Raw genomic sequence first — 19,771 nt, 5'->3', positions numbered from 1 at the left:
TTTGTTTCTTCGTGCAACAGTGTGTTTACCACGCTTACCTAGACCAAAGCTGACCGAATCTGTGAACACGAGCGTATCATTTCGTGGCCTGATTGTGGTCTGTTTCCCCCTTTGCCATTAATAGGCCATGAAACCAGCAATTGTTCGCAAATCGACGCCAGTCCTGCTGGTCGGGGGCGGGGACTGCCCGGAAGATGCCTTGAATGCGGCCTTGACCGAGGGTTTGCCCGCGGTCGCGGCGGACGGTGGCGCGGCCCGGCTTCTGTCTCGCGGGCTGGTCCCCGAGGCGGTGATCGGCGACATGGACTCGTTGGCGACTGCAGCGTTGGACGGCCTGCCGCCGGGCGTCGTGCACCGGATAGAGGAGCAGGACAGCACCGATTTCGACAAGTGCCTGCGTAACATCGAGGCGCCGCTGATCCTCGGCTACGGCTTTCTCGGCGCGCGGCTGGATCACCAACTGGCGGCGCTGACCGTGCTGGCGGGACGCCCCGAGCGGCGCTGCATCCTGGTCGGGCGCGAGGATGTAGTCATGCTGTGCCCGCCGTCCCTGCATCTTGCGATCGAACCCGGATCGCGCCTGTCTCTCTGGCCGCTGGGTCCGGTCGGCGGGCGGTCCGAGGGGTTGCGCTGGCCGATCGACGGGATCCGCTTTGCCCCCGGTGGCCGGGTGGGCACGTCGAACGCGGTCTCTGGGCCGGTGCTGCTGGAGATGGACGCGGCGCTGATGGCGCTGATCCTGCCGGTTACGGCGCTGGACGAGTTGCGCGCTGCGCTGAAAGACGCGCCGGAGGGCTGGCCCGCGCGGTCCTAGGGGGCCGGCGGCGGCCGGTCGACCGGGGTGCCCCGGGCCCGTTCGCGCGCAAAGACATAAAGACCCGAGGCCACGATCACGGCGATGCCCACCCAGGTCAGTGGCTCGGGGAAATCCCCGAAGGCGAAAAAGCCGATCACGGTGGCGCCCACGATTTCCAAGTATTGCAGTGGCGCGACGGTGGCCGCTGGGGCAAAGCGCAGTGCAAGTGTGATGAACAGGTGCGACACGGTGGCGATCACGCCGACGCCCGCCAGCGTCCAGAGCGCGCGCCCCTCGGGGAGGATCGGATCGAACAGCGCGCTGCCGCTGCCATCCATCAGGACCAGCGGCGGCAGGATCAGCAGGCAGGCGGCCAGCGCGGTATGCGCCTGCAAAGCGACCGGGTGCAGCCGTTGCGACATCGAGCGGGTCAGCAGCATGTAGACCGCGAACAGCAGCGCGGTGCCCAGTGGCAGCAGGGTGACGAGGCCCAGATCGCCCAGCCCCGGGCGGATCACCAGCAGCGCCCCGGCAAAGCCCGTGGCGCAGGCGGCCAGGCGGCGCCAGCCCACGGCCTCCTTGAGAAAGACCGCGCCCATCAGCGTCAGGATGAAGGGCTCGACAAAGAAGATGGCAAGCGCATCGGCGATGGGCATATGCCGGATCGCGGCGAAAAAGCAGCCCGTCGCCGCCAGCAGCGCGAACCCTCGTCCCAGGTGGAGCATGATGTCGCGCCGCGACGGCCAGCCGCCCAGGCCCGCCAGCCAGGCCAGCGGCACGAGGATTGCCGCCTGCACGGTAAAGCGTGCGGCAAGGATCTGGCCCAGCGGCACCTCGGACGGGGTCGCCTTGGCGAAGGCGTCCATCATCGGGGCGAGGATGCAAAATCCCAGCATGCAGAGGATGCCAAGCGCGGTGCGGTCGTGTTCGGGAGTGTGCGGGACGGCTGTCATGGCAGCAAACTGCCCCGGCCGCGCCGATCGGTCTGGCCCGAAAACGACCTCATGGCAGCAGGCTCAGCCAGACCCACGCGGTCAGCACCGACAGCCCGGTGGCCAGCAGGACGGCCGATGCGACAACCCGGCGGGCCCGGCCATACATGTTGGCAAAGACATAGGCGTTGATCCCCGGCGCCATGGCCGCCGTCAGAACGGCCGAGCGGAAGGCCGGCTGCGCCAGCCCGCCAAGCGCGCCCATCGTCCATGTGATCGCCGGATGCAGAATCAGTGTCACGACGCAGATGAAGGCGATCACCCGCCCGTCGCCCTGCGGCCGGTAACGGCACAGGACTCCGCCCATGCCGAACAGCGCGGTGGGCAGGGCGGCGCGGATCATCATGTCGAGCGCGTCGGTCGCGGTCGTGGGCAGGCTCAGGTTCGCGAGGTTGGCGATCAGCCCCAGCCCGATCCCGATGACCAGCGCGTTGCGGAACATCGCCTTGGCCACGGTGCCCGGCAGGTGCCGGTTCGGGGTTCCGGCGGCGCGGGCGCGCACCAGTTCCATCGCGGTGATACCGACGCCGTAGCAGAAGGGCGAATGCATCGCGATGATGACGTAATTGGCGGCCAGCGCATCGGCGCCATAGGCGCGCTCGGTGATCGGCAGGCCAAGGATAAGGGAATTCGTGAACAGGCAGCAGAAGCCGATGGCAACGGCATCCTGCCAGTCGCGGCCGAACAGGATGCGCGCGCCGAGCAGCCCGACGGCAAAGCTCGTGGCGGAGCCGGTGTAGAAGCTGACCAGCAGCCAGGGGTCGAAATCAGGCCCGAGGTCGAGCGTCCAGATCGCGCGGAACAGCAGGCAGGGGATCGCAAAGTTCTGCGTGAAGATCATCAGCCCGTCGATGGCGCTGTCGGGAAACCAGCCGCGCCAGACCGCGGCATAGCCCGCGCCGATCAACAGGAAGACGGGCATGATGACCTCGAGCAGGGCCTGCATGTCAGCGGGCCGCGCCGGCGGATTGTCTCGGTGGCAGCGTTGCGCCCCGCCTTCCGGCGGCCTGCCCGTGGCTTGTGCGAGGGCCTGCGTCGGGAGTTTTCCGGGCAGGATGAACGGGGGGGCGTCGCGCATCGATCCCGCTGACGAGGCTGGCGGCGGCGCGGGCGTGTCCGATGCGCCCTGCGTCAGAGCGCATAGCGGATGACCATGCCGTCATGGGCCGGGGTGACATTGTCGGGGGTTTCGGCCTCGACCGTGGCGTAGTCCAGTTCAAGGTGCATGTTGGTCAGCACGGCGCGGCGCGGTGCGGCGCGGGCGATCCATTCCAGCGAAAGGTCGAGATGGGCGTGGGTCGGATGCGGCTTGCGGCGCAGCGCATCCAGCACCCAGCAGTCGAGGTTTTCCAGCATCGGCCAGACCGCGTCGGGGATGGTGGCCACGTCGGGCAGGTAGGCGAGGGGTCCGATCCGGAAACCCAGCGCGTCGATGCTGCCATGGTTGACCTTGAAGGGGGTCAGCGTGACCGCGCCGCCCGCGCCTTCGATCGTCACCGGCCCGTCGATCGTGTGCATCCGCAGGATCGGCGGATAGGGCGACCCTTCGGGTTGCACGAAAGCGTAGCCGAAGCGCGAGAACAGGTCGTTCTGCGTGGCGCCATCGGCCCAGACGTTCAGCCGCTTGCGGGTGTTGAAGACGACCTGCCGCAGGTCGTCGAGTCCGTGCACGTGGTCGGCATGGCTGTGCGTCCAGATCACCGCATCCAGCGTGCCGATGCCGGCGTCGAGCAGTTGCTCGCGCATGTCGGGCGAGGTGTCTATCAGTACGCGGGTGATGCCGCCTTCGGTTTCGCGTTCGATCAGCATGGAACAGCGGCGGCGGCGGTTCCTTGGGTTTTTCGGATCGCACTCGCCCCAGTGGCCGCCAAGGCGTGGCACGCCGCCGGACGATCCGCAGCCGAGGATGATGAACCGCAATTCTCCACTCATGCGGTCGCCTCCGGCGTCCAGGCGGCGGCCTTGGCGAAGAGCCGGTCGAAATTGGCCTCGGTCGCAGCGGCGAAATCCTCGAGGTCCAGGCCGAAGATCTCTGCGCCGACGCGCGCGGTGTGTACCACGTAGGCGGGTTCGTTGCGCTTGCCGCGATAGGGTGGCGGCGCGAGATAGGGGCTGTCGGTTTCCACCAGGACGCGGTCCAGCGGGACTGCGGCGAAGATGTCGCGCAACTCCTGCGACCTGGGGAAGGCGGCGATGCCCGACATGGACAGGTAGAAGCCGAGGTCGAGCGCGGCCCGCCCCAATTCGGCGGAGGACGAAAAACAATGCATGACACAAGAATAGGGCTGCGCGCGGAATCCCTCGGTCAGGATGCGCGCCATGTCGGCGTCGGCGTCGCGGGCGTGGATGATCAGCGGCAGGCCGGTTTCCTGCGCCGCCTCGATATGGACACGCAGGCTCTGGCGCTGCACCTCGGCGCTGTCAGCCGTATAGTGATAGTCGAGCCCGGTCTCGCCGATGCCAACCATTTTTGGGTGCTGCGCGATTGTCTTGAACTGGTCGACCGTGGCCATCGGTTCCTCGGCGGCGCTCATCGGGTGGGTCCCGGCGGCGTAGAAGACCGGGGCATGCGCCTCGGCGATGGCGCGGACCTGGGGTTCCTTGCGCAGGCGGGTGCAGATCGTGATCATCCGTGTCACCCCCGCCGCCACGGCGTTTTCGACGACCTGCGTCCGCGTGTCGTCGAAATCGGGAAAATCCAGATGGCAGTGGCTGTCGGTGATCATGGCGCGCCCTCCGCAGCGGGAGGTATCGGGCAGGCGCGTGAGGGTCAAGAGAGCGGCGCGCCGATGGGATTGCATGGGTCGCCGGATTTCATGGGGCGGTGTCATGGGAAATCATGGGCGCAATGCCGGGCCTCACCCGGATTCAGCATTGATTCGACCGAAAATGCCTGATTTCAGGGCGCATCGGCCTGCGTTTCCTACCCGTGCTCCACGTCTGCCCAGGTTTTTTTCGGGATTTCGTGGGCGGGCGGCTTTTCCGGATCGAGATCTACATATTGTGTATAAACTAAAGTTTATCCACCATTGGTGCCAAGTTTTCACGAAAACTTGTCGCAACATCTAGTTTTCCACAGGGGCTGTGGACAACATGAAGTGTCGAATTCCCGAAAATAACAGTTGATTACCATGAATTCCCATGCCATCCCTTGTTCACACGATGAGGGACGGACAGGGGCAGCAAACGACCCCGCAACGATCCAAAAAACAAAGCAAGAGCAGGCTTCATACAGGCACCGCCCTTCATCGTGACAACAGGATCCGGCGCGCGGGCGAGCAGACATCCCCCCAGATGGCGCGCGCAGTCGGAGACACCCGCTCAGCGGGTCAGGCGGCGGGTTGATCAATGGCAGCTGATCAACCCGCCGCATTTCGTTTCGGGGGCAGGAACAAGGTCCGAAGGGCCAGAGGGACAACAGTGTGGGCCGCAGGCTGAGGTTCAGAGGCGAAGGCCGTCACAAGGTGGACGGCAAGGGGCGGGTCAGCATACCCGCCTCGTTTCGCCGTGTCCTCGAGGCTGGAGATCCCGACTGGACCGACGGGCTGAGCCCCAATTTCGTGATCGTCTATGGCGATCATCGCCGCAAATACCTGGAATGCTACACCATCGAAGAGATGGAAAAGGTCGAGGATCGCATCTCTGGCATGCCGCGCGGCAGCCAGAAGCGCCGCCTGCTGGAGCGCCTGTTCTCGACCCAGTCCGTGACGACCAGCGTGGACGATACCGGCCGCATCGTCCTGCCCGCGCGCCTGCGCGAGAAGATCGGCATCGAGGGCGAGGCCTATTTCGCGTCGAACGTCGATACGTTCCAGATCTGGCATCCCGAGACCTACGAGGCCGAACTGGACGCGACCGAGAATTACCTGGACGAGCTGCCCGCGGATTTCGATCCGCTCCAGCTGCTCGACGAGGAAGAGGAGGAGGCCTAGGTGGCCGGCGCCGCGCCGCATATCCCCGTTCTTCTCGGACCCTTGCTCGAGGCTGTCGCCCCGGTAGAAGGCATCTGGATCGACGGCACGATGGGGGCGGGCGGCTATACGCGCGGGCTTCTGGATGCCGGCGCCGACCGGGTGATCGCTATCGACCGCGACCCCGACGCGCTGGACATGGCGCTGGACTGGATCGGCCCCTATGCCGACCGCATGACGGTGGTCGAGGGCAACTTTGCCCGGATGGACACCGTCGCCGACGCGGTCGACGGCGTTGTGCTGGACCTCGGCGTGTCCTCGATGCAGCTCGACCGGGCGGAACGCGGCTTCAGCTTCATGCGCGACGGGCCGCTCGACATGCGGATGAGCCAGCAGGGGCCCTCGGCCGCCGACCTGGTGAACACCGCCGGGGAAACCGCCCTGGCCGACATCCTGTATGTCTACGGAGAGGAACGCGCCTCGCGCCGGATCGCCAAGGCGATCGTGCGGACGCGCTCCGAGGCGCCCATCGCCACGACCGGGCAACTGGCCGAGATCGTCGCCTCGTGCCTGCCGCGCCAGAAGCCGGGGCAGAGCCACCCGGCGACCCGCAGTTTCCAGGCGCTGCGCATCGCGGTGAACGGTGAATACGAGGCGCTGTGGCAGGGGCTGATGGCCGCCGAACGCGTGCTGAAACCGGGCGGGCGGCTGGCCGTCGTGACGTTCCACTCGGTCGAGGACCGGATGGTGAAACGCTTCTTCCAGGCCCATGCCGAGAAAAAGACCCATGTGAACCGCTATTCCGACGAGACACCGGAAATCACCCGGCCGTTCGAGATGATCACGAAAAAGGCTGTCGGCGCCGATGCCGGGGAACTGGCCGCCAACCCTCGGGCGCGTTCGGCCAAGCTGCGCGTGGCGCGGCGGACCGACGTGCCGGCAGAGGCCATCGCAGCTGGCGACCTCGACATGCCCATGGTCACGGGGGACTGGACGTGACCGCGACACAAGGCACACGCAAGGAGACTGCCCCATGCGCTCGCTTCTCTTCCTGCTGACCGCCTGCGCGGTCATCGCCTCGGGCTTCTGGGCCTATCGCGAGAACTATACCACACAGGCAGAGCTGGATCGTGTCGAGACCCTGCGCCGCGACATCGGCGAGGCGCGCGAACGGCTGGCGATCCTGCGCGCCGAATGGGCCTATCTGAACCGTCCCGATCGGCTGCGCGACCTGGCCGAGCTGAATTTCGACCGCCTTGGCCTGCTGCCGCTGCTGCCCGAGCAGTTCGGCAACGTTGATCAGGTCGTCTATCCGCAGCCGGAAGAGATCGAGTTCACCCAGCCCGTCGACGTCTCGACCGCGGAGATGAAACCATGATCCGCAAGCCGCTGCGCCCGCTGGCGCGCATCCTCGAAGCCCGCGAGCGGGGCGAGAACCCCGACGCCATCGAGCGCGAGAACCGCCGCCTGCGCCACGAGGACATGCGCGACCGCGCCCGCAGCCGGGCCGAGGGGCGTCTGCTGATGCTGGCGGTGATGTTCTTCTGTGCCTTCAGCGTGATTGGCGCCCGCATGGGGATGCTGGCCGCCTCGGAACCCGAGGAACCCCGTGCGCAGGCCTCGGGCCATTCGATCATCGCCAGCCGGGCGGACATCGTCGACCGACGGGGCCGGGTGCTGGCCACAAACATGGAGACGCACAGCCTTTACGCCCATCCCCAGCAGATGGTCGAGCCCGAGCGCGCGGCGCGTGAACTCGCCCGCATCTTTCCCGACCTCGAGGAAGAGCGCCTGCTGAAGGATTTCTCCGGCGACCGCAAGTTCCTGTGGGTCAAGCGGAAACTCAGCCCGGAACAGATGCAGGCGGTGCACGATATCGGCGAGCCCGGCCTGCTGTTCGGCCCGCGCGAGATGCGGCTTTACCCCAATGGCGCGCTGGCCAGCCACGTGCTGGGCGGCGCCGGTTTCGGCCGCGAAGGCGTGCATTCCGCCGAGGTGGTGGGAACCGCCGGGATCGAGAAATTCCACGATGACCTGCTGCGCGATCCGGCGCGCGAGGGCGCGCCGCTGGAACTGTCGCTGGACCTGTCGGTGCAAGCTGCCGCCGAGCGCGTGCTGCATGCCGGCATGGTGATGATGAACGCGCGGGGCGCGGCCTCTGTCCTGATGGACGTGCAGACCGGCGAAATCATCAGCATCGTCAGCCTGCCCGATTTCGACCCCAACGACCGGCCCAACCCGCCGACGCAGGGGTTGCCCTCGGACAGCCCGCTGTTCAATCGCGCGGTGCAGGGCGTCTACGAACTGGGCTCGACCTTCAAGATCCTGACCGCCGCGCAGGCGATGGACTTGGGCCTGGTCGGGCCGCAAACGGTGATCGACACATCGCCACCTTTCAAGGTGGGCGGCTTCCGCATCGGTGAATTCGACAACAAGAATTACGGCAAGGCGACGGTCGAACAGATCATCGTCAAGTCGTCGAACCGCGGCACCGGCAAGATGGCGCTGGCCATCGGCCCGACGCGGCAGCAGGAGTTCCTCAAGTCGATGGGTCTGTTCGACCCGGTCCCGCTGGAGATTGTCGAGGCGCGCGGTGGCAAGCCCCTGATCCCCCAACGCTGGGGCGACCTGTCGACGGTGACGATTTCCTATGGCCACGGCATCTCGACCTCGCCGCTGCACCTGGCAGCGGCCTATGCCGCCATCGCCAATGGCGGCATCCTGGTGAAGCCCACGCTGCTGAAACAGGCCGGGCCGGTCAGCGGCACCCGCGTCATGTCCCCAGAGGCGGCAGAGGCCTCGCGCGTGATGCTGCGCAAGGTCGTGACCGAAGGCACGGCAAGCTTTGCCGAGGTGCCCGGCTATCACATCGGCGGAAAGACCGGCACGGCCGACAAGCCCAAAGAAAAGGGCGGCGGCTATTACAAGGACAAGGTGATCGCCACCTTCGCCGCGATTTTCCCGGCCCATGCGCCGCGTTATGCGCTGGTTGTGACGCTGGACGAGCCGGTCGAGACCTCGGGCGAAAAGCCGCGCCGCACCGCGGGCTGGACGGCTGTTCCTGTCGCCGCCGAGATGGTGACGCGGATTGCGCCGCTGCTGGGCCTGCGGCCCGACTACCGCGACCCCTTGGAGCAGACGCTGACCAGCACAAGCGAGTAGCCCTCTGGTCCCCGCCGCGCCATTTGCGTATCTGGGGTCGGACGAAGCAGGGGCAGAGAGGCGGGCATGGCCAAGACGCGCGAGGAAAGAAGTCTGGCGGATCTGGGGCTGACCGCGCGCGGCGGCCGTGAGCCTCGTGTTACAGGTCTGTCGGTGGACAGCCGGGCGGTGGCGCCCGGTCATCTGTTTGCGGCGCTGCCGGGCACCAAGGTGCATGGCGCGACTTTCATCCCTGCCGCGCTGGAGCGTGGCGCGGCCGCCGTCCTGACCGATGCCGAAGGCGCGCAACTGGCCGCCGGGGCGCTGGCCTCCAGCCCCGCGGCCGTGATCGTCGCCGAGGATCCGCGCCAGACGCTGTCCTACACCGCCGCGCTGTGGTTCGGCGCCCAGCCCGAGACGATGGTTGCCGTGACCGGCACCAACGGCAAGACCAGCGTCGCCAGCTTTACCCGCCAGCTCTGGCAGGAACTGGGCTTTCGCGCGATCAACCTTGGCACCACGGGCGTCGAGGGCGACTGGCAGGCGCCGCTGGGCCATACCACGCCCGAGCCGATCACCCTGCACCGCGCGCTGGCCGAGGCGGCGCGCGCCGGTGTCAGCCATGCGGCGATGGAGGCGTCCTCGCACGGGCTCGACCAGCGGCGGCTGGACGGGGTGACGCTGCGCGCCGCGGGCTTTACCAACTTTACCCAGGATCACCTCGACTATCACCGGAACTTCGACGAGTATTTCGCCGCCAAGGCCGGGCTGTTCGCCCGCGTCCTGCCCGAGGACGGGACGGCGGTCATCAATATCGACGATGCGCGCGGCGTCGACATGCTGGCCATCGCCAAGGCGCGCGGGCAGGAGGTCATCACCGTGGGCCGCGATGCCGCCGACCTGTGCCTCGAGGCGCAGCGCTTCGATGCGACGGGGCAGGACCTGCGCCTGTCCTGGCGGGGCAAGGTCCGGCAGGAGCGGCTGACGCTGATCGGCGGCTTCCAGGCGGAAAACGTGCTGGTCGCCGCCGGGCTGGTGATCGCCTGCGGCTCTGACCCCGACGACGTGTTCGACATGCTGCCGATGCTGACCACCGTGCGCGGCCGGATGCAGCTGGCCGCGACGCGGGACAACGGGGCTGCGGTCTTTGTCGATTACGCCCACACGCCCGACGCGGTGGCCACCGCCTGCGAGGCGCTGCGCCCGCATGTGATGGGCCGGCTGGTGGCGATCGTCGGCGCCGGCGGCGACCGCGACGCGGGCAAGCGCCCTCTGATGGGCCGCGCTGCCGCCGAAGCCGCCGACATGGTCATCGTGACCGATGACAATCCCCGCTCCGAAGACCCGGCGTCGATCCGCGCCGCCGTCCTTGCAGGCGCGCACGAGGTCGCGGGCGCCGACGTGACCGAGGTGGGCGACCGTGCCGAGGCGATCCTGCGCGGTGTCGACGCGCTACGCCCGGGCGACGCGTTGTTGATCTGCGGCAAGGGGCACGAAACCGGGCAGATCGTGGGCGATACGGTCTATCCGTTCGACGATGCCGAACAGGCCAGCATCGCCGTGGCCGCACTGGACGGGAGGGGGCTGTGACGCTCTGGACATCGGACGAGGCCGCCGCCGCCACCGGCGGGCGGGCGACGCGGGACTGGCAAGCGTGCGGCGTGTCGATCGACACCAGGACGATTCAACCCGGCGAGCTTTTCGTGGCGCTGAAGGCCGCGCGCGACGGGCATGATTTCGTCGCGCAGGCGCTGGAGAAGGGCGCGGCGGCCGCGCTGGTCAGCCGCGTTCCCGAGGGCGTCGCGCCCGACGCGCCGTTGCTGGTGGTCGAAGAGGTGCAGGCCGGGCTCGAGTCTTTGGGGCGCGCCGCGCGGACGCGATTCACGGGGCGAGTCGTGGCGGTGACGGGCAGCGTGGGCAAGACCTCGACCAAGGAGATGCTGCGCACGGTTCTGGGCGCGCAGGGCACGGTCCATGCGGCGGAAAAAAGCTACAACAACCATTGGGGTGTGCCGCTGACGCTGGCACGGATGCCGAAAGACGCCGATTTCGCGGTGATCGAGATCGGCATGAACAACCCGGGCGAGATCGCGCCGCTGGCACGCATGGCCCGACCGCATGTGGCGCTGGTGACCATCGTCGCCCCGGCCCATCTGGCCGCCTTCGAGAGCCTCGAAGGCATCGCGCGCGAAAAGGCCTCGATCTTCGAGGGGCTGGAGCCGGGCGGCACCGCGATCTACAACGGCGACCTTGATGTCAGCCCGATCCTTCATGAGATCGCAGGGCGTTACGCGGCGACGCTCATCTCATTCGGACAGGCGGAGGGCAACCATCACCGCGTCACGCGGATCACGACACATGACGATTGCAGCGTCGCCGAGGGCCGCTGCTGGCGGTCGCCGGTGCTTTACAAGGTGATGGCGCCGGGGCGGCATTTCGCGGTCAACGGCATGGGTGTCTTGGCAGTGGTCCATGCGCTGGATCTCGACCGCGCGCTTGGCGTCATGGCGCTGGGCCAGTGGAGTGCCGGGTCGGGCCGCGGCGCGCGCGAGATCGTGCAACTGGACATCGTCGATGCCCGCCAGAAGATCGAACTGATCGACGACGCCTACAACGCCAATCCCGCCTCGCTGACCGCCGCGCTGGAGGTGCTGGCCGCGGCGCATCCGCAGGACGGGCTGGGCCGCGTCAGCCACGGGCGGCGGGTGGCCTACCTGGGCGACATGAAGGAGCTGGGCACGACCGAGGTGGCATTGCACAAGGCGCTGGCCGACCACCCGGCCATGGCGCAGATCGACAAGGTGCATTGCGTCGGGCCGCTGATGTGGCACCTCTGGGACAGCCTGCCGCGCGACCGGCGCGGGCGCTGGTCCGAGACCGCCGCCGAGATGGCCGAGCGGGTCGCGCATGAACTGGACGCCGGCGACGTGGTGCTGGTCAAGGGCTCGCTCTCGACCGGGCTGGGGCGCGTGGTTGACGCCATTCGCAAAATGGGCCAAGCCCCCGCGGATAGCGACGGGTGAGGGCTGCGCGATGCTGTATTGGCTGACGGGATTGAGCGACGGGGGGGATTTCTTCAACCTGTTCCGCTACATCACCTTTCGCGCTGGCGGCGCCTTCATGACCGCGCTGATCTTCGGCTTCCTGTTCGGGCGGCCGCTGATCAACGTGCTGCGCCGCAAGCAGGGCAAGGGCCAGCCTATCCGCAGCGACGGGCCCGAGGGTCATTTCGTCAAGGCCGGCACGCCGACCATGGGCGGGCTGCTGATCATCGGCGCGCTGGTCACCTCGACGCTGCTCTGGGCGCGGCTGGACAACCTGTTTGTCTGGATCGTGCTGTTCGTGACAATCTCCTACGCGCTGATCGGCTTTGCCGACGATTACGCGAAGGTCAAGAAGCAGACCACGGCGGGTGTCTCGGGGCGGGTGCGGCTGATCCTCGGCTTTGTCATTGCCGGGATCGCCGGGTTCCTGTCGGCCTGGGCGCATCCGGCCGACCTGAGCTATCAGCTGGCATTCCCGTTCTTCAAGGACGCGCTGCTGTACATGGGTTTCCTGTTCATCCCCTTTGCGATGTTCGTGATCGTGGGTGCGGCCAACGCGGTCAACCTGACCGACGGCCTGGACGGCCTGGCGATCATGCCGGTGATGATCGCGACCTCGACGCTGGGCGTGATCGCCTACGCAGTGGGGCGGGTGGACTTTACCGAGTATCTCGACGTTCACTACGTCCCCGGAACGGGCGAGATCCTGATCTTTGCCGCCGGGGTGGTGGGCGGCGGTCTGGGCTTTCTGTGGTATAACGCGCCCCCGGCGGCGGTGTTCATGGGCGATACCGGCTCGCTCGCGCTGGGCGGCGCGCTCGGCGCGATCGCCGTGGTCACCAAGCACGAGCTGGTGCTGGGCATCGTCGGCGGTCTGTTCGTGGTGGAGGCGCTGAGCGTCATCATCCAGGTGCTGTATTTCAAGCGCACCGGCAAGCGTGTCTTCCTGATGGCGCCGATCCATCACCACTACGAGAAGAAGGGCTGGGCCGAGCCCACGATCGTGATCCGGTTCTGGATCATCTCGCTGATCTTGGCGATCATCGGTCTTGCGACGCTGAAGGTGCGGTAAACCCGCGACACGTCCTTGTCACAAGGGGCGCGCCTGCGGCGCGCGCAGGATGTCTCGTCCTCCGGCTGCGCCGTCGTCCTCGGGCCAGCGCGCTGCGCGGCTGGCCGACGAGGGGCTTTGCCCCTCGTGTTCCCAGCGGCATTTGTGAACCGAAGAAGGGACTGGTCCGATCGCGATGTGTCAACTACAGTTGACACATCTGGATTGGCGGGAGTCGGGTCATGGATGGCGGATATGGTGGCCTGACGGTGCCGGAGATCGGCGGCGCGCCGCGTTCGGGCCTGTGCACCGATTGCGGGATTTCGCGGACGGGCGACGGGCGGGCTTGCGGGCGGGCCTGCCAGTTCATCGCGCCGGATTATCCCGCCTTGGAGCGATCCGTGCATGGCCGGGTGGCCGGGAAGGGCGACGAGGCGTTCTTTGGGGTTGCGCAGGTGATGTTTCGGGCCCGGCTGGTGCCGGCGGCGGAGGGGGCGCAGTGGACGGGCCTGACCACGGCGCTGGCGGCGGAATTGCTGCGGGCGCGGGCGGTGGATGCGGTCCTGGCGACGGCGCCCGACCCATTGGACCGCTGGAAACCGATGCCGGTGATCGTGACCGAGGCCGCGGACATGGCGCGTTGCCGGGGCATGCGCATGGGGTTCGGGCCGCTGCTGGCGCTGCTGGAGCCGGCGCGGGCGGCCGGGCATCGCCGCATCGCGGTGGTTGGCGTGCCCTGCCAGGTATACGCGCTGCGCGCCCTGGAGGCCGAACTGGGCTTTGACGAGATCACCGTGATCGGCACGCCCTGTTCGGACAACACGACGACCGATCGCTTTCACCAGTTCCTCGCCTTGCTGGACGAGAAGCCTGAGACGGTGTCCTACCTCGAGTTCCGGGCCGATTACCGGGTCGAACTGCGGTTCGATGACGGGCGCAAGCCGCGCTTCGTGCCCTTTCTCAAGCTGCCGATCTCGGATCTGCCTTCGGATTTCTTTCCGATGACCTGCAAGACCTGCGTCGACTACACCAACCGGTTGGCCGACATTACCGTGGGCTATATGGGCGGCGATGGCGACCAGTGGCTGATCGTGCGAAATGATCGCGGGGCGCGGCTGCTGGACCGTCTGGGCGACCGGGTGGTCTTGCGTGGCTTGACCGACGAGGGGCGGCGCGAGGCGGCGGTGAAGGGGTTTCTTGCCAATACGGAGCGCGCGGCGGGCGGGTTGCCCTTGCGGCGGATGCCTGATTGGGTGCGGCCGATCGTGGCCTGGCTCCAGCCGCGCACCGGACCGCGGGGGTTGGAATTCGCCCGGGCGCGGGTCGAGATGAAGGCGATCGAGACGGTGCTGCACCTGCGCCGTGCCCATCCGGCCAAGATGAAGAACATGGTGCCGGAGCATGTCTGGCGGGTGGCGGCGCGCTATGGGCTTGTTCCGCAGCCGGGCGAACGGCGGGAATAGGGGGCTCTGCCCCCACCTCCCGTTCCGGGAGCCTCCCCCGGAGTTTCTTCGGCAAGATGAAGGGGCTTTTCGGCCTGCCGGCTTTGCGTTAGCTCCATCGCGGGCACAAGCGTGGAGGCAGGCATGATCCCGGTTCAGGGCTTCGACGGGCACAAGGTGGCGGTTCTGGGGCTGGGGCGGTCGGGCCTGTCGGCGGCGCGGGCGCTGCGTGCGGGCGGGGCCGAGGTGCTGGTCTGGGACGACAATCCGGGCGCGCGGGAAAAGGCCGAGGTCGAAGGGTTCGTGACGGTCGACCTGCTGCGCGCCGGTGTCTTCGACGACATCGCCTGCCTGGTGACGAGCCCCGGCATCCCGCATCTCTATCCGCAGCCGAACCCGGTCATCGCGGCCGCGCTGGAGGCGGGTGTGCCGGTGGACAATGATATCGGGCTGTTCTTCCGCTCGCTGGGGGGCGATGCCTGGGACGGGTTCGACCGGGCGCCGAAGGTGTTGGCCGTCACGGGGTCGAACGGCAAGTCGACCACCTCGGCGCTGATCCATCACATCCTGACGGCCGCAGGGCGCGAAAGCCAGCTGGCGGGCAATATCGGGCGCGGTGTGCTGGATATCGACCCGCCGGGCGATGGCGGCGTGGTGGTGCTGGAACTGTCGAGTTACCAGACCGAGCTGGCGCGCGCGCTGACGCCGGACGTGGCGGTGTTCACCAATCTCTCGCCCGATCACCTGGACCGCCATGCCGGCCTGGGCGGGTATTTCGCGGCCAAGCGCCGGCTCTTTGCCGAGGGCGGGCCGGACCGCGCCGTCATCGGCGTGGACGAGGTCGAAGGGCGGTTCCTTGCCAACCAACTGGCCGAGGGGCCGGGGGATGATCGGGTGATCCGCATCGCCTCGGGGCGCAAGCTGGCGGGTCCGGGCTGGATGGTGTTCGCGCGCAAGGGGTTCCTGGCGGAATGGCGCAAGGGGCGGCAGGTGGCATCCATCGACCTGCGCGACATCAAGGGGCTGCCGGGCGCGCACAACCACCAGAACGCCTGCGCCGCCTATGCCGCGACTCGTGCGCTGGGCCTGTCCCCGCGCGACATCGAGGCAGGGCTGCGCAGCTATCAGGGCCTGCCGCATCGCAGCCAGCTGGTCGCGGAACTGGGTGACATCCGTTTCGTCAACGACAGCAAGGCGACCAACGTGGACGCGGCGCTGCAGGCGCTGCTGGCCTTCGACCGGATCCGCTGGATCTGTGGCGGGCTGATGAAGGATGGCGGGCTGGAGGGGCTGGCCCGCGGCCTGCCGCACGTGGCCAAGGCCTACGTGATCGGACGCGAGGCGGACCGGTTCGCGCTGGGCCTGCCAGGGGTCGAGGCCGAGATCTGCACCACGATGGACCGCGCCGTGGCGCAGGCTGTGGCCGAGGCGCAGCCGGGCGAGGTGGTGCTGCTGGCACCGGCAGCGGCAAGTTTCGACCAGTATGACAATTTCGAAAAGCGGGGCGAGGATTTCGCCGCGCGCGTCAAGGCCGCGCTGGGGCAGGCGGGCTAGACCCGCCCTATTTCCGCGCGGTGATGGCGCGGCCCGCGGCCACGCCAGAGGCCCAGGCCCACTGGAAATTGTAGCCGCCCAGCCAGCCGGTGACGTCGAGGCATTCGCCGATGGCAAAGAGGCCGGGGACGGTCTTTGACATCATGGAGCGCGAGTCGAACCCGTCGGTCTCGATCCCGCCCAGCGTGACCTCGGCGGTGCGATAGCCCTCGGTTCCGGTGGGCTTCAGCCGCCAGTCGGTCAGTGCGGTTGTCAGCGCGTCGATCCTGCGGTCCGACAGATCGCCCAGATTGCCGGTCAGGTCGGTTTCCGCGCCGAGGAAAGCGATCAGGCGGTTGGGCAAGTGCGTCGCCAGTTCGGTGGTCAGGGCGCGCTTGCCTTCCTGTCGGCGCCGGTCACGCAGGCTGCCGGCGATATCCGTTTCTGGAAAGAGGTTTACGGCGATTTCCTCGCCTTCGTGCCAGTAACTGGACACTTGCAGGATGGCCGGGCCGGACAGGCCGCGATGGGTGAACAGAAGCCCCTCGTCGAAACTGGCGCCGCCCCCGGCAACGCGCGCCGGGCAGGACAGGCCGGAGAGTTCGGCAAAGCGCCCCTTGTCGAAGGTCATAGGCACAAGCGCCGGGCGCAGGTCGGTGACGGCGTGGCCGAACTGGCGGGCGATGTCGTAGGACAGGCCCGTGGCGCCCATCGCGGGGATGGATTTTCCGCCGGTCGCAAGAATCAGGTTTTCTGACTGTATTTCAATGTCCTGACCGTCCTTTCTCAGTCGCGTGACAAAGCGGCCTTCGGTGTGCCGGACGCTCTCGACACGGGTCGACAGCCACAGTTCGGCGCCTGCCTTTTGCATCTCGTCCAGCAGCATCGCGACGATCTGCGTGGCCTTGCCGTCGCAGAACAATTGGCCCAGCGTCTTTTCGTGCCAGTCGATACCGTGGCGGTCGACCAGCTCGATGAAGTCCCATTGCGTGTAGCGCGCCAGTGCGGATTTGTGGAAATGCGGGTTCTGGCCGAGGAAGGCGCCCGCGTCACAATGCAGGTTGGTGAAGTTGCAGCGCCCGCCGCCCGAGATGCGGATCTTTTCGCCCGGGCGCTTCGCGTGGTCGATCACCAGCACACCTGGCCCTGCATGGACCGCGGCCATCATCCCGGCGGCACCGGCGCCGAGGATCAGCGTCCGCTTGCTCATGATCCGGGTTTGGGTCATTTTGTTCCTTTTGTGCATGAAACCGAAACACTATTTGCGGTTTCGTCGTGATTGTATCGTGTTTCGCCAACCATCTGGCATCAGGGCCTGAAGGTCCGCCGGACGATTTCCGACGCTGCCCCGGAAATCTCTGGCCTGACTGGATGGATTTGGCTAACATTCGCGTCAGACCCGGCAAACGGGCGATTTACAGGCAGCCGAGCGGTGTTTCAATGACAGAGATGGTTTATGGCACGGTCCCCGTGAAGCCGGGCGAAGCCGTGCTGCCCAGGTGGTGGCGCACCGTGGACAGGTGGAGCCTGTCCTGCATCCTGATGCTCTTCGGGGCGGGCCTGCTGCTGGGCCTCGCGGCCTCGCCGCCGCTGGCAGAGCGCAATGGCCTCGCACCATTCCACTACGTGCAGCGGCAGGCTTTCTTTGGCGGCATGGCGCTGATCGCGCTGTTCCTGACCTCGATGATGAGCCCAGTCATGGTCCGGCGGCTGTCGGTTCTGGGCTTCCTCGTGGCCTTTGTGGCGCTGGCGCTGCTGCCGTTCCTGGGCACCGATTTTGGCAAGGGCGCGGTGCGCTGGTATGGCCTTGGCTTTGCAAGCGTGCAGCCTTCGGAATTTCTCAAGCCGCTCTTCGTGATCGTCGTGGCCTGGATGATGGCAGCGGCGCAGGACCTGGGAGGCCCGCCGGGGCGGCTGTGGTCCTTTTTCCTGATGGTGGCGATCGTTCTCATGCTGGCGATGCAGCCGGATTTCGGCCAGGCGGCGCTGGTGCTGTTCGGCTGGGGCGTCATGTGGTTCGTGGGTGGCGCGCCGATGCTGCTGCTGATCGGGTTGGCGGGGCTGGTGGTTCTGGGCGGCACATTCGCCTATTCGAACTCCGAGCATTTCGCCCGCCGCATCGACGGGTTCCTGTCACCCGAGGTCGATCCGACGACGCAGTTGGGCTATGCCACCAACGCCATCCGCGAGGGCGGCTTCTTTGGTGTGGGCGTGGGCGAGGGGCAGGTGAAATGGTCACTGCCAGACGCGCATACCGATTTCATCATCGCGGTCGCCGCCGAGGAATACGGGCTGATCCTGGTGCTGGTGATCATCGCGCTTTACACGACGGTGGTGGTGCGCAGCCTGGTCCGGCTGATGCGCGAGCGCGACCCCTTCATCCGGCTGGCGGGAACGGGCCTCTGCGCGATGGTCGGCGTGCAGGCGATGATCAACATGGGTGTCGCGGTGCGGTTGCTGCCGGCCAAGGGGATGACGCTGCCCTTCGTGAGTTACGGCGGCTCGTCGCTGATCGCGACGGGGATCGCGGTGGGGATGCTGCTGGCCTTCACCCGCAGCCGGCCCCAGGGCGAGATCGGGGACATCCTGCGCGGGCGCGGCCGGTGAGACGGCCGTGCGGCGCTGTTCCGGCTGCGCCGGAAGGCGCCCCGCCCGCCGTCCCCTGCGGCGATGCGCAAGGTTTCGCTGGTGTGGCGTGGACGAGGCAAAGGGTTTGATGTAGGCGGCGCGGAAATTGCAGCGCGGGATTTGAGCGATGGCAGGACGAAAGCCCCTCTTGGTGATGGCGGCCGGCGGCACGGGCGGGCACATGTTCCCCGCGCAGGCGCTGGCAGAGACCATGCTGCGCCGGGGCTGGCGGGTGAAGCTGACCACCGACGCGCGCGGCGCACGCTATACCGGCGGGTTCCCGCATTCCGTCGAAATCGAGCAGATCCCCTCTGCCACCTTCGCGCGCGGCGGTGTCGCGGCCAAGGCGCTGGTGCCGTTCCGCATCGCGGGCGGCGTGGCCAAGGCGGTAGCAGGTTTTCGCCGCGACAGGCCGGACGTGGTGGTGGGCTTCGGCGGCTATCCGTCGATCCCGGCCTTGTCGGCGGCGGTGATCCTGCGCCTGCCGCGCATGGTGCACGAGCAGAATGGCGTGCTGGGCAAGGTTAACCGCTTCTTCGCGCGCCGGGTCGACGTGATGGCCTGCGGCACCTGGCCGACGAATTTGCCCGAGGGGGTCGAGGGCGTGCATGTGGGCAACCCCGTGCGGCTCGCGGTGCGCGAGCGGGCCGGGGCGCCCTATATCGCGCCGGGGCTTTACCCGATGTCCGTCCTGGTGATCGGCGGCAGCCAGGGCGCGCGGGCGCTGTCCGACATCGTGCCGGAGGCCATCGCTGCCTTGCCCGAGGCTGCCCTGCACTACCTGCGCGTCTCGCACCAGGCGCGGGACGAGGACAAGGCGCGGGTCGAGACCTTCTATGCCGAAAACGGCATCCGCGCCGATGTGCAGCCCTTCTTCAAGGACCTGCCCGAGCGCATGGCCGAGGCGCAGCTGGTGATCTCGCGCTCGGGGGCGTCCTCGGTCGCGGATATCGGCGCGATCGGACGGCCGGCGATCCTGGTGCCCTATCCCTTTGCGACGGGCGATCACCAGCACGCGAACGCGCAGGCGCTGGTTGATGCAGGCGGCGCCATCCGCATCCCGGAAAGCAAGCTGACGGTCGAGACGATGACGCAGGCGATCCTCGCGGTTCTCGACAATCCCGAGGGGGCGGCGCAGATGGCGGCGGCGGCGTTGTCGACGGGGCGGCCCGACGCGGCGGGAGACCTGGCGGCGCTGGTGGAACAACTGGCCGGACAGGCATAACAAGGAAA

The 19,771-nt window shown here is 67.5% G+C and carries 17 protein-coding genes; 12 read left to right on the top strand and 5 right to left on the bottom strand.

Annotated features, from left to right (window positions below; translation table 11 throughout):
* Window positions 1–127: 127 nt before the first annotated feature.
* Window positions 128–814 (top strand): thiamine diphosphokinase, encoded by a 687-nt coding sequence (locus tag KB874_RS03625; RefSeq protein ID WP_212535166.1) that lies wholly within the window; start codon window positions 128–130, stop codon window positions 812–814.
* Here KB874_RS03625 and KB874_RS03620 read toward each other — a convergent pair.
* The 4 genes from KB874_RS03620 to KB874_RS03605 form a co-directional block, all read right to left on the bottom strand.
* Window positions 811–1,749 (bottom strand): DMT family transporter, encoded by a 939-nt coding sequence (locus KB874_RS03620; RefSeq protein ID WP_249200212.1) that lies wholly within the window; start codon window positions 1,747–1,749, stop codon window positions 811–813. The two genes, KB874_RS03625 and KB874_RS03620, sit on opposite strands and share 4 nt — an antisense overlap.
* Before the next feature lie 49 nt (window positions 1,750–1,798).
* On the bottom strand, window positions 1,799–2,734 hold the full coding sequence (locus KB874_RS03615; protein WP_212535165.1) for an AEC family transporter: 936 nt from the start codon (window positions 2,732–2,734) through the stop codon (window positions 1,799–1,801).
* 185 nt (window positions 2,735–2,919) lie between these two features.
* Complete coding sequence (locus KB874_RS03610) at window positions 2,920–3,720, bottom strand: MBL fold metallo-hydrolase (RefSeq protein ID WP_212535164.1); 801 nt, start codon at window positions 3,718–3,720, stop codon at window positions 2,920–2,922.
* Window positions 3,717–4,514, bottom strand: a complete 798-nt coding sequence (locus KB874_RS03605) for a TatD family hydrolase (protein WP_212535163.1) — start codon at window positions 4,512–4,514, stop codon at window positions 3,717–3,719. Before KB874_RS03605 ends, KB874_RS03610 begins: the two co-directional genes overlap by 4 nt.
* Before the next feature lie 696 nt (window positions 4,515–5,210).
* Between KB874_RS03605 and mraZ the strand changes: the two genes are divergently transcribed.
* The 9 genes from mraZ to murD all read left to right on the top strand — a co-directional run bounded on the left by mraZ (window position 5,211) and on the right by murD (window position 15,931).
* Window positions 5,211–5,720: a division/cell wall cluster transcriptional repressor MraZ gene (mraZ, locus tag KB874_RS03600; RefSeq protein ID WP_212535162.1), complete on the top strand. Its 510-nt coding sequence runs from the start codon at window positions 5,211–5,213 to the stop codon at window positions 5,718–5,720.
* Window positions 5,721–6,698, top strand: coding sequence for a 16S rRNA (cytosine(1402)-N(4))-methyltransferase RsmH (rsmH, locus tag KB874_RS03595; protein ID WP_212535161.1), 978 nt, complete (start codon window positions 5,721–5,723; stop codon window positions 6,696–6,698).
* A 34-nt stretch (window positions 6,699–6,732) separates the two neighbouring features.
* Entirely contained in the window at window positions 6,733–7,077 is a 345-nt protein-coding gene (ftsL, locus tag KB874_RS03590; protein ID WP_212535160.1) for a cell division protein FtsL, read from the top strand.
* Window positions 7,074–8,861 (top strand): peptidoglycan D,D-transpeptidase FtsI family protein, encoded by a 1,788-nt coding sequence (locus KB874_RS03585; protein WP_212535159.1) that lies wholly within the window; start codon window positions 7,074–7,076, stop codon window positions 8,859–8,861. The genes ftsL and KB874_RS03585 overlap by 4 nt, the downstream gene beginning before the upstream one ends.
* Window positions 8,862–8,927: 66 nt before the next feature.
* Window positions 8,928–10,430, top strand: coding sequence for a UDP-N-acetylmuramoyl-L-alanyl-D-glutamate--2,6-diaminopimelate ligase (locus KB874_RS03580; protein ID WP_212535158.1), 1,503 nt, complete (start codon window positions 8,928–8,930; stop codon window positions 10,428–10,430).
* Window positions 10,427–11,863, top strand: coding sequence for a UDP-N-acetylmuramoyl-tripeptide--D-alanyl-D-alanine ligase (locus tag KB874_RS03575; RefSeq protein WP_212535157.1), 1,437 nt, complete (start codon window positions 10,427–10,429; stop codon window positions 11,861–11,863). The genes KB874_RS03580 and KB874_RS03575 overlap by 4 nt, the downstream gene beginning before the upstream one ends.
* A 10-nt stretch (window positions 11,864–11,873) precedes the next feature.
* Window positions 11,874–12,956 (top strand): phospho-N-acetylmuramoyl-pentapeptide-transferase, encoded by a 1,083-nt coding sequence (gene mraY / locus KB874_RS03570; protein WP_212535156.1) that lies wholly within the window; start codon window positions 11,874–11,876, stop codon window positions 12,954–12,956.
* A 221-nt stretch (window positions 12,957–13,177) separates the two neighbouring features.
* Window positions 13,178–14,398, top strand: a complete 1,221-nt coding sequence (locus KB874_RS03565) for a Coenzyme F420 hydrogenase/dehydrogenase, beta subunit C-terminal domain (protein WP_212535155.1) — start codon at window positions 13,178–13,180, stop codon at window positions 14,396–14,398.
* Between the two features lie 123 nt (window positions 14,399–14,521).
* Complete coding sequence (murD, locus tag KB874_RS03560) at window positions 14,522–15,931, top strand: UDP-N-acetylmuramoyl-L-alanine--D-glutamate ligase (RefSeq protein ID WP_212535154.1); 1,410 nt, start codon at window positions 14,522–14,524, stop codon at window positions 15,929–15,931.
* Window positions 15,932–15,938: 7 nt separating this feature from the next.
* On the opposite strand, the gene KB874_RS03555 is transcribed toward murD, so the two are convergent.
* Window positions 15,939–17,120: a BaiN/RdsA family NAD(P)/FAD-dependent oxidoreductase gene (locus KB874_RS03555; RefSeq protein ID WP_212535320.1), complete on the bottom strand. Its 1,182-nt coding sequence runs from the start codon at window positions 17,118–17,120 to the stop codon at window positions 15,939–15,941.
* 230 nt (window positions 17,121–17,350) lie between these two features.
* Between KB874_RS03555 and ftsW the strand changes: the two genes are divergently transcribed.
* Both ftsW and murG read left to right on the top strand, forming a co-directional pair.
* Entirely contained in the window at window positions 17,351–18,517 is a 1,167-nt protein-coding gene (gene ftsW, locus KB874_RS03550; protein ID WP_212535153.1) for a putative lipid II flippase FtsW, read from the top strand.
* Between the two features lie 148 nt (window positions 18,518–18,665).
* Window positions 18,666–19,763, top strand: coding sequence for an undecaprenyldiphospho-muramoylpentapeptide beta-N-acetylglucosaminyltransferase (gene murG / locus KB874_RS03545; RefSeq protein ID WP_212535152.1), 1,098 nt, complete (start codon window positions 18,666–18,668; stop codon window positions 19,761–19,763).
* Window positions 19,764–19,771 lie beyond the last annotated feature (8 nt).

This window comes from Thetidibacter halocola (assembly GCF_018224955.1).
In the GTDB taxonomy this organism is placed as follows: Bacteria; Pseudomonadota; Alphaproteobacteria; order Rhodobacterales; family Rhodobacteraceae; genus Thetidibacter; species Thetidibacter halocola.
Note: the sequence above shows the minus strand (reverse complement) of the source record. Positions and strands in the feature narration are given on the sequence as shown.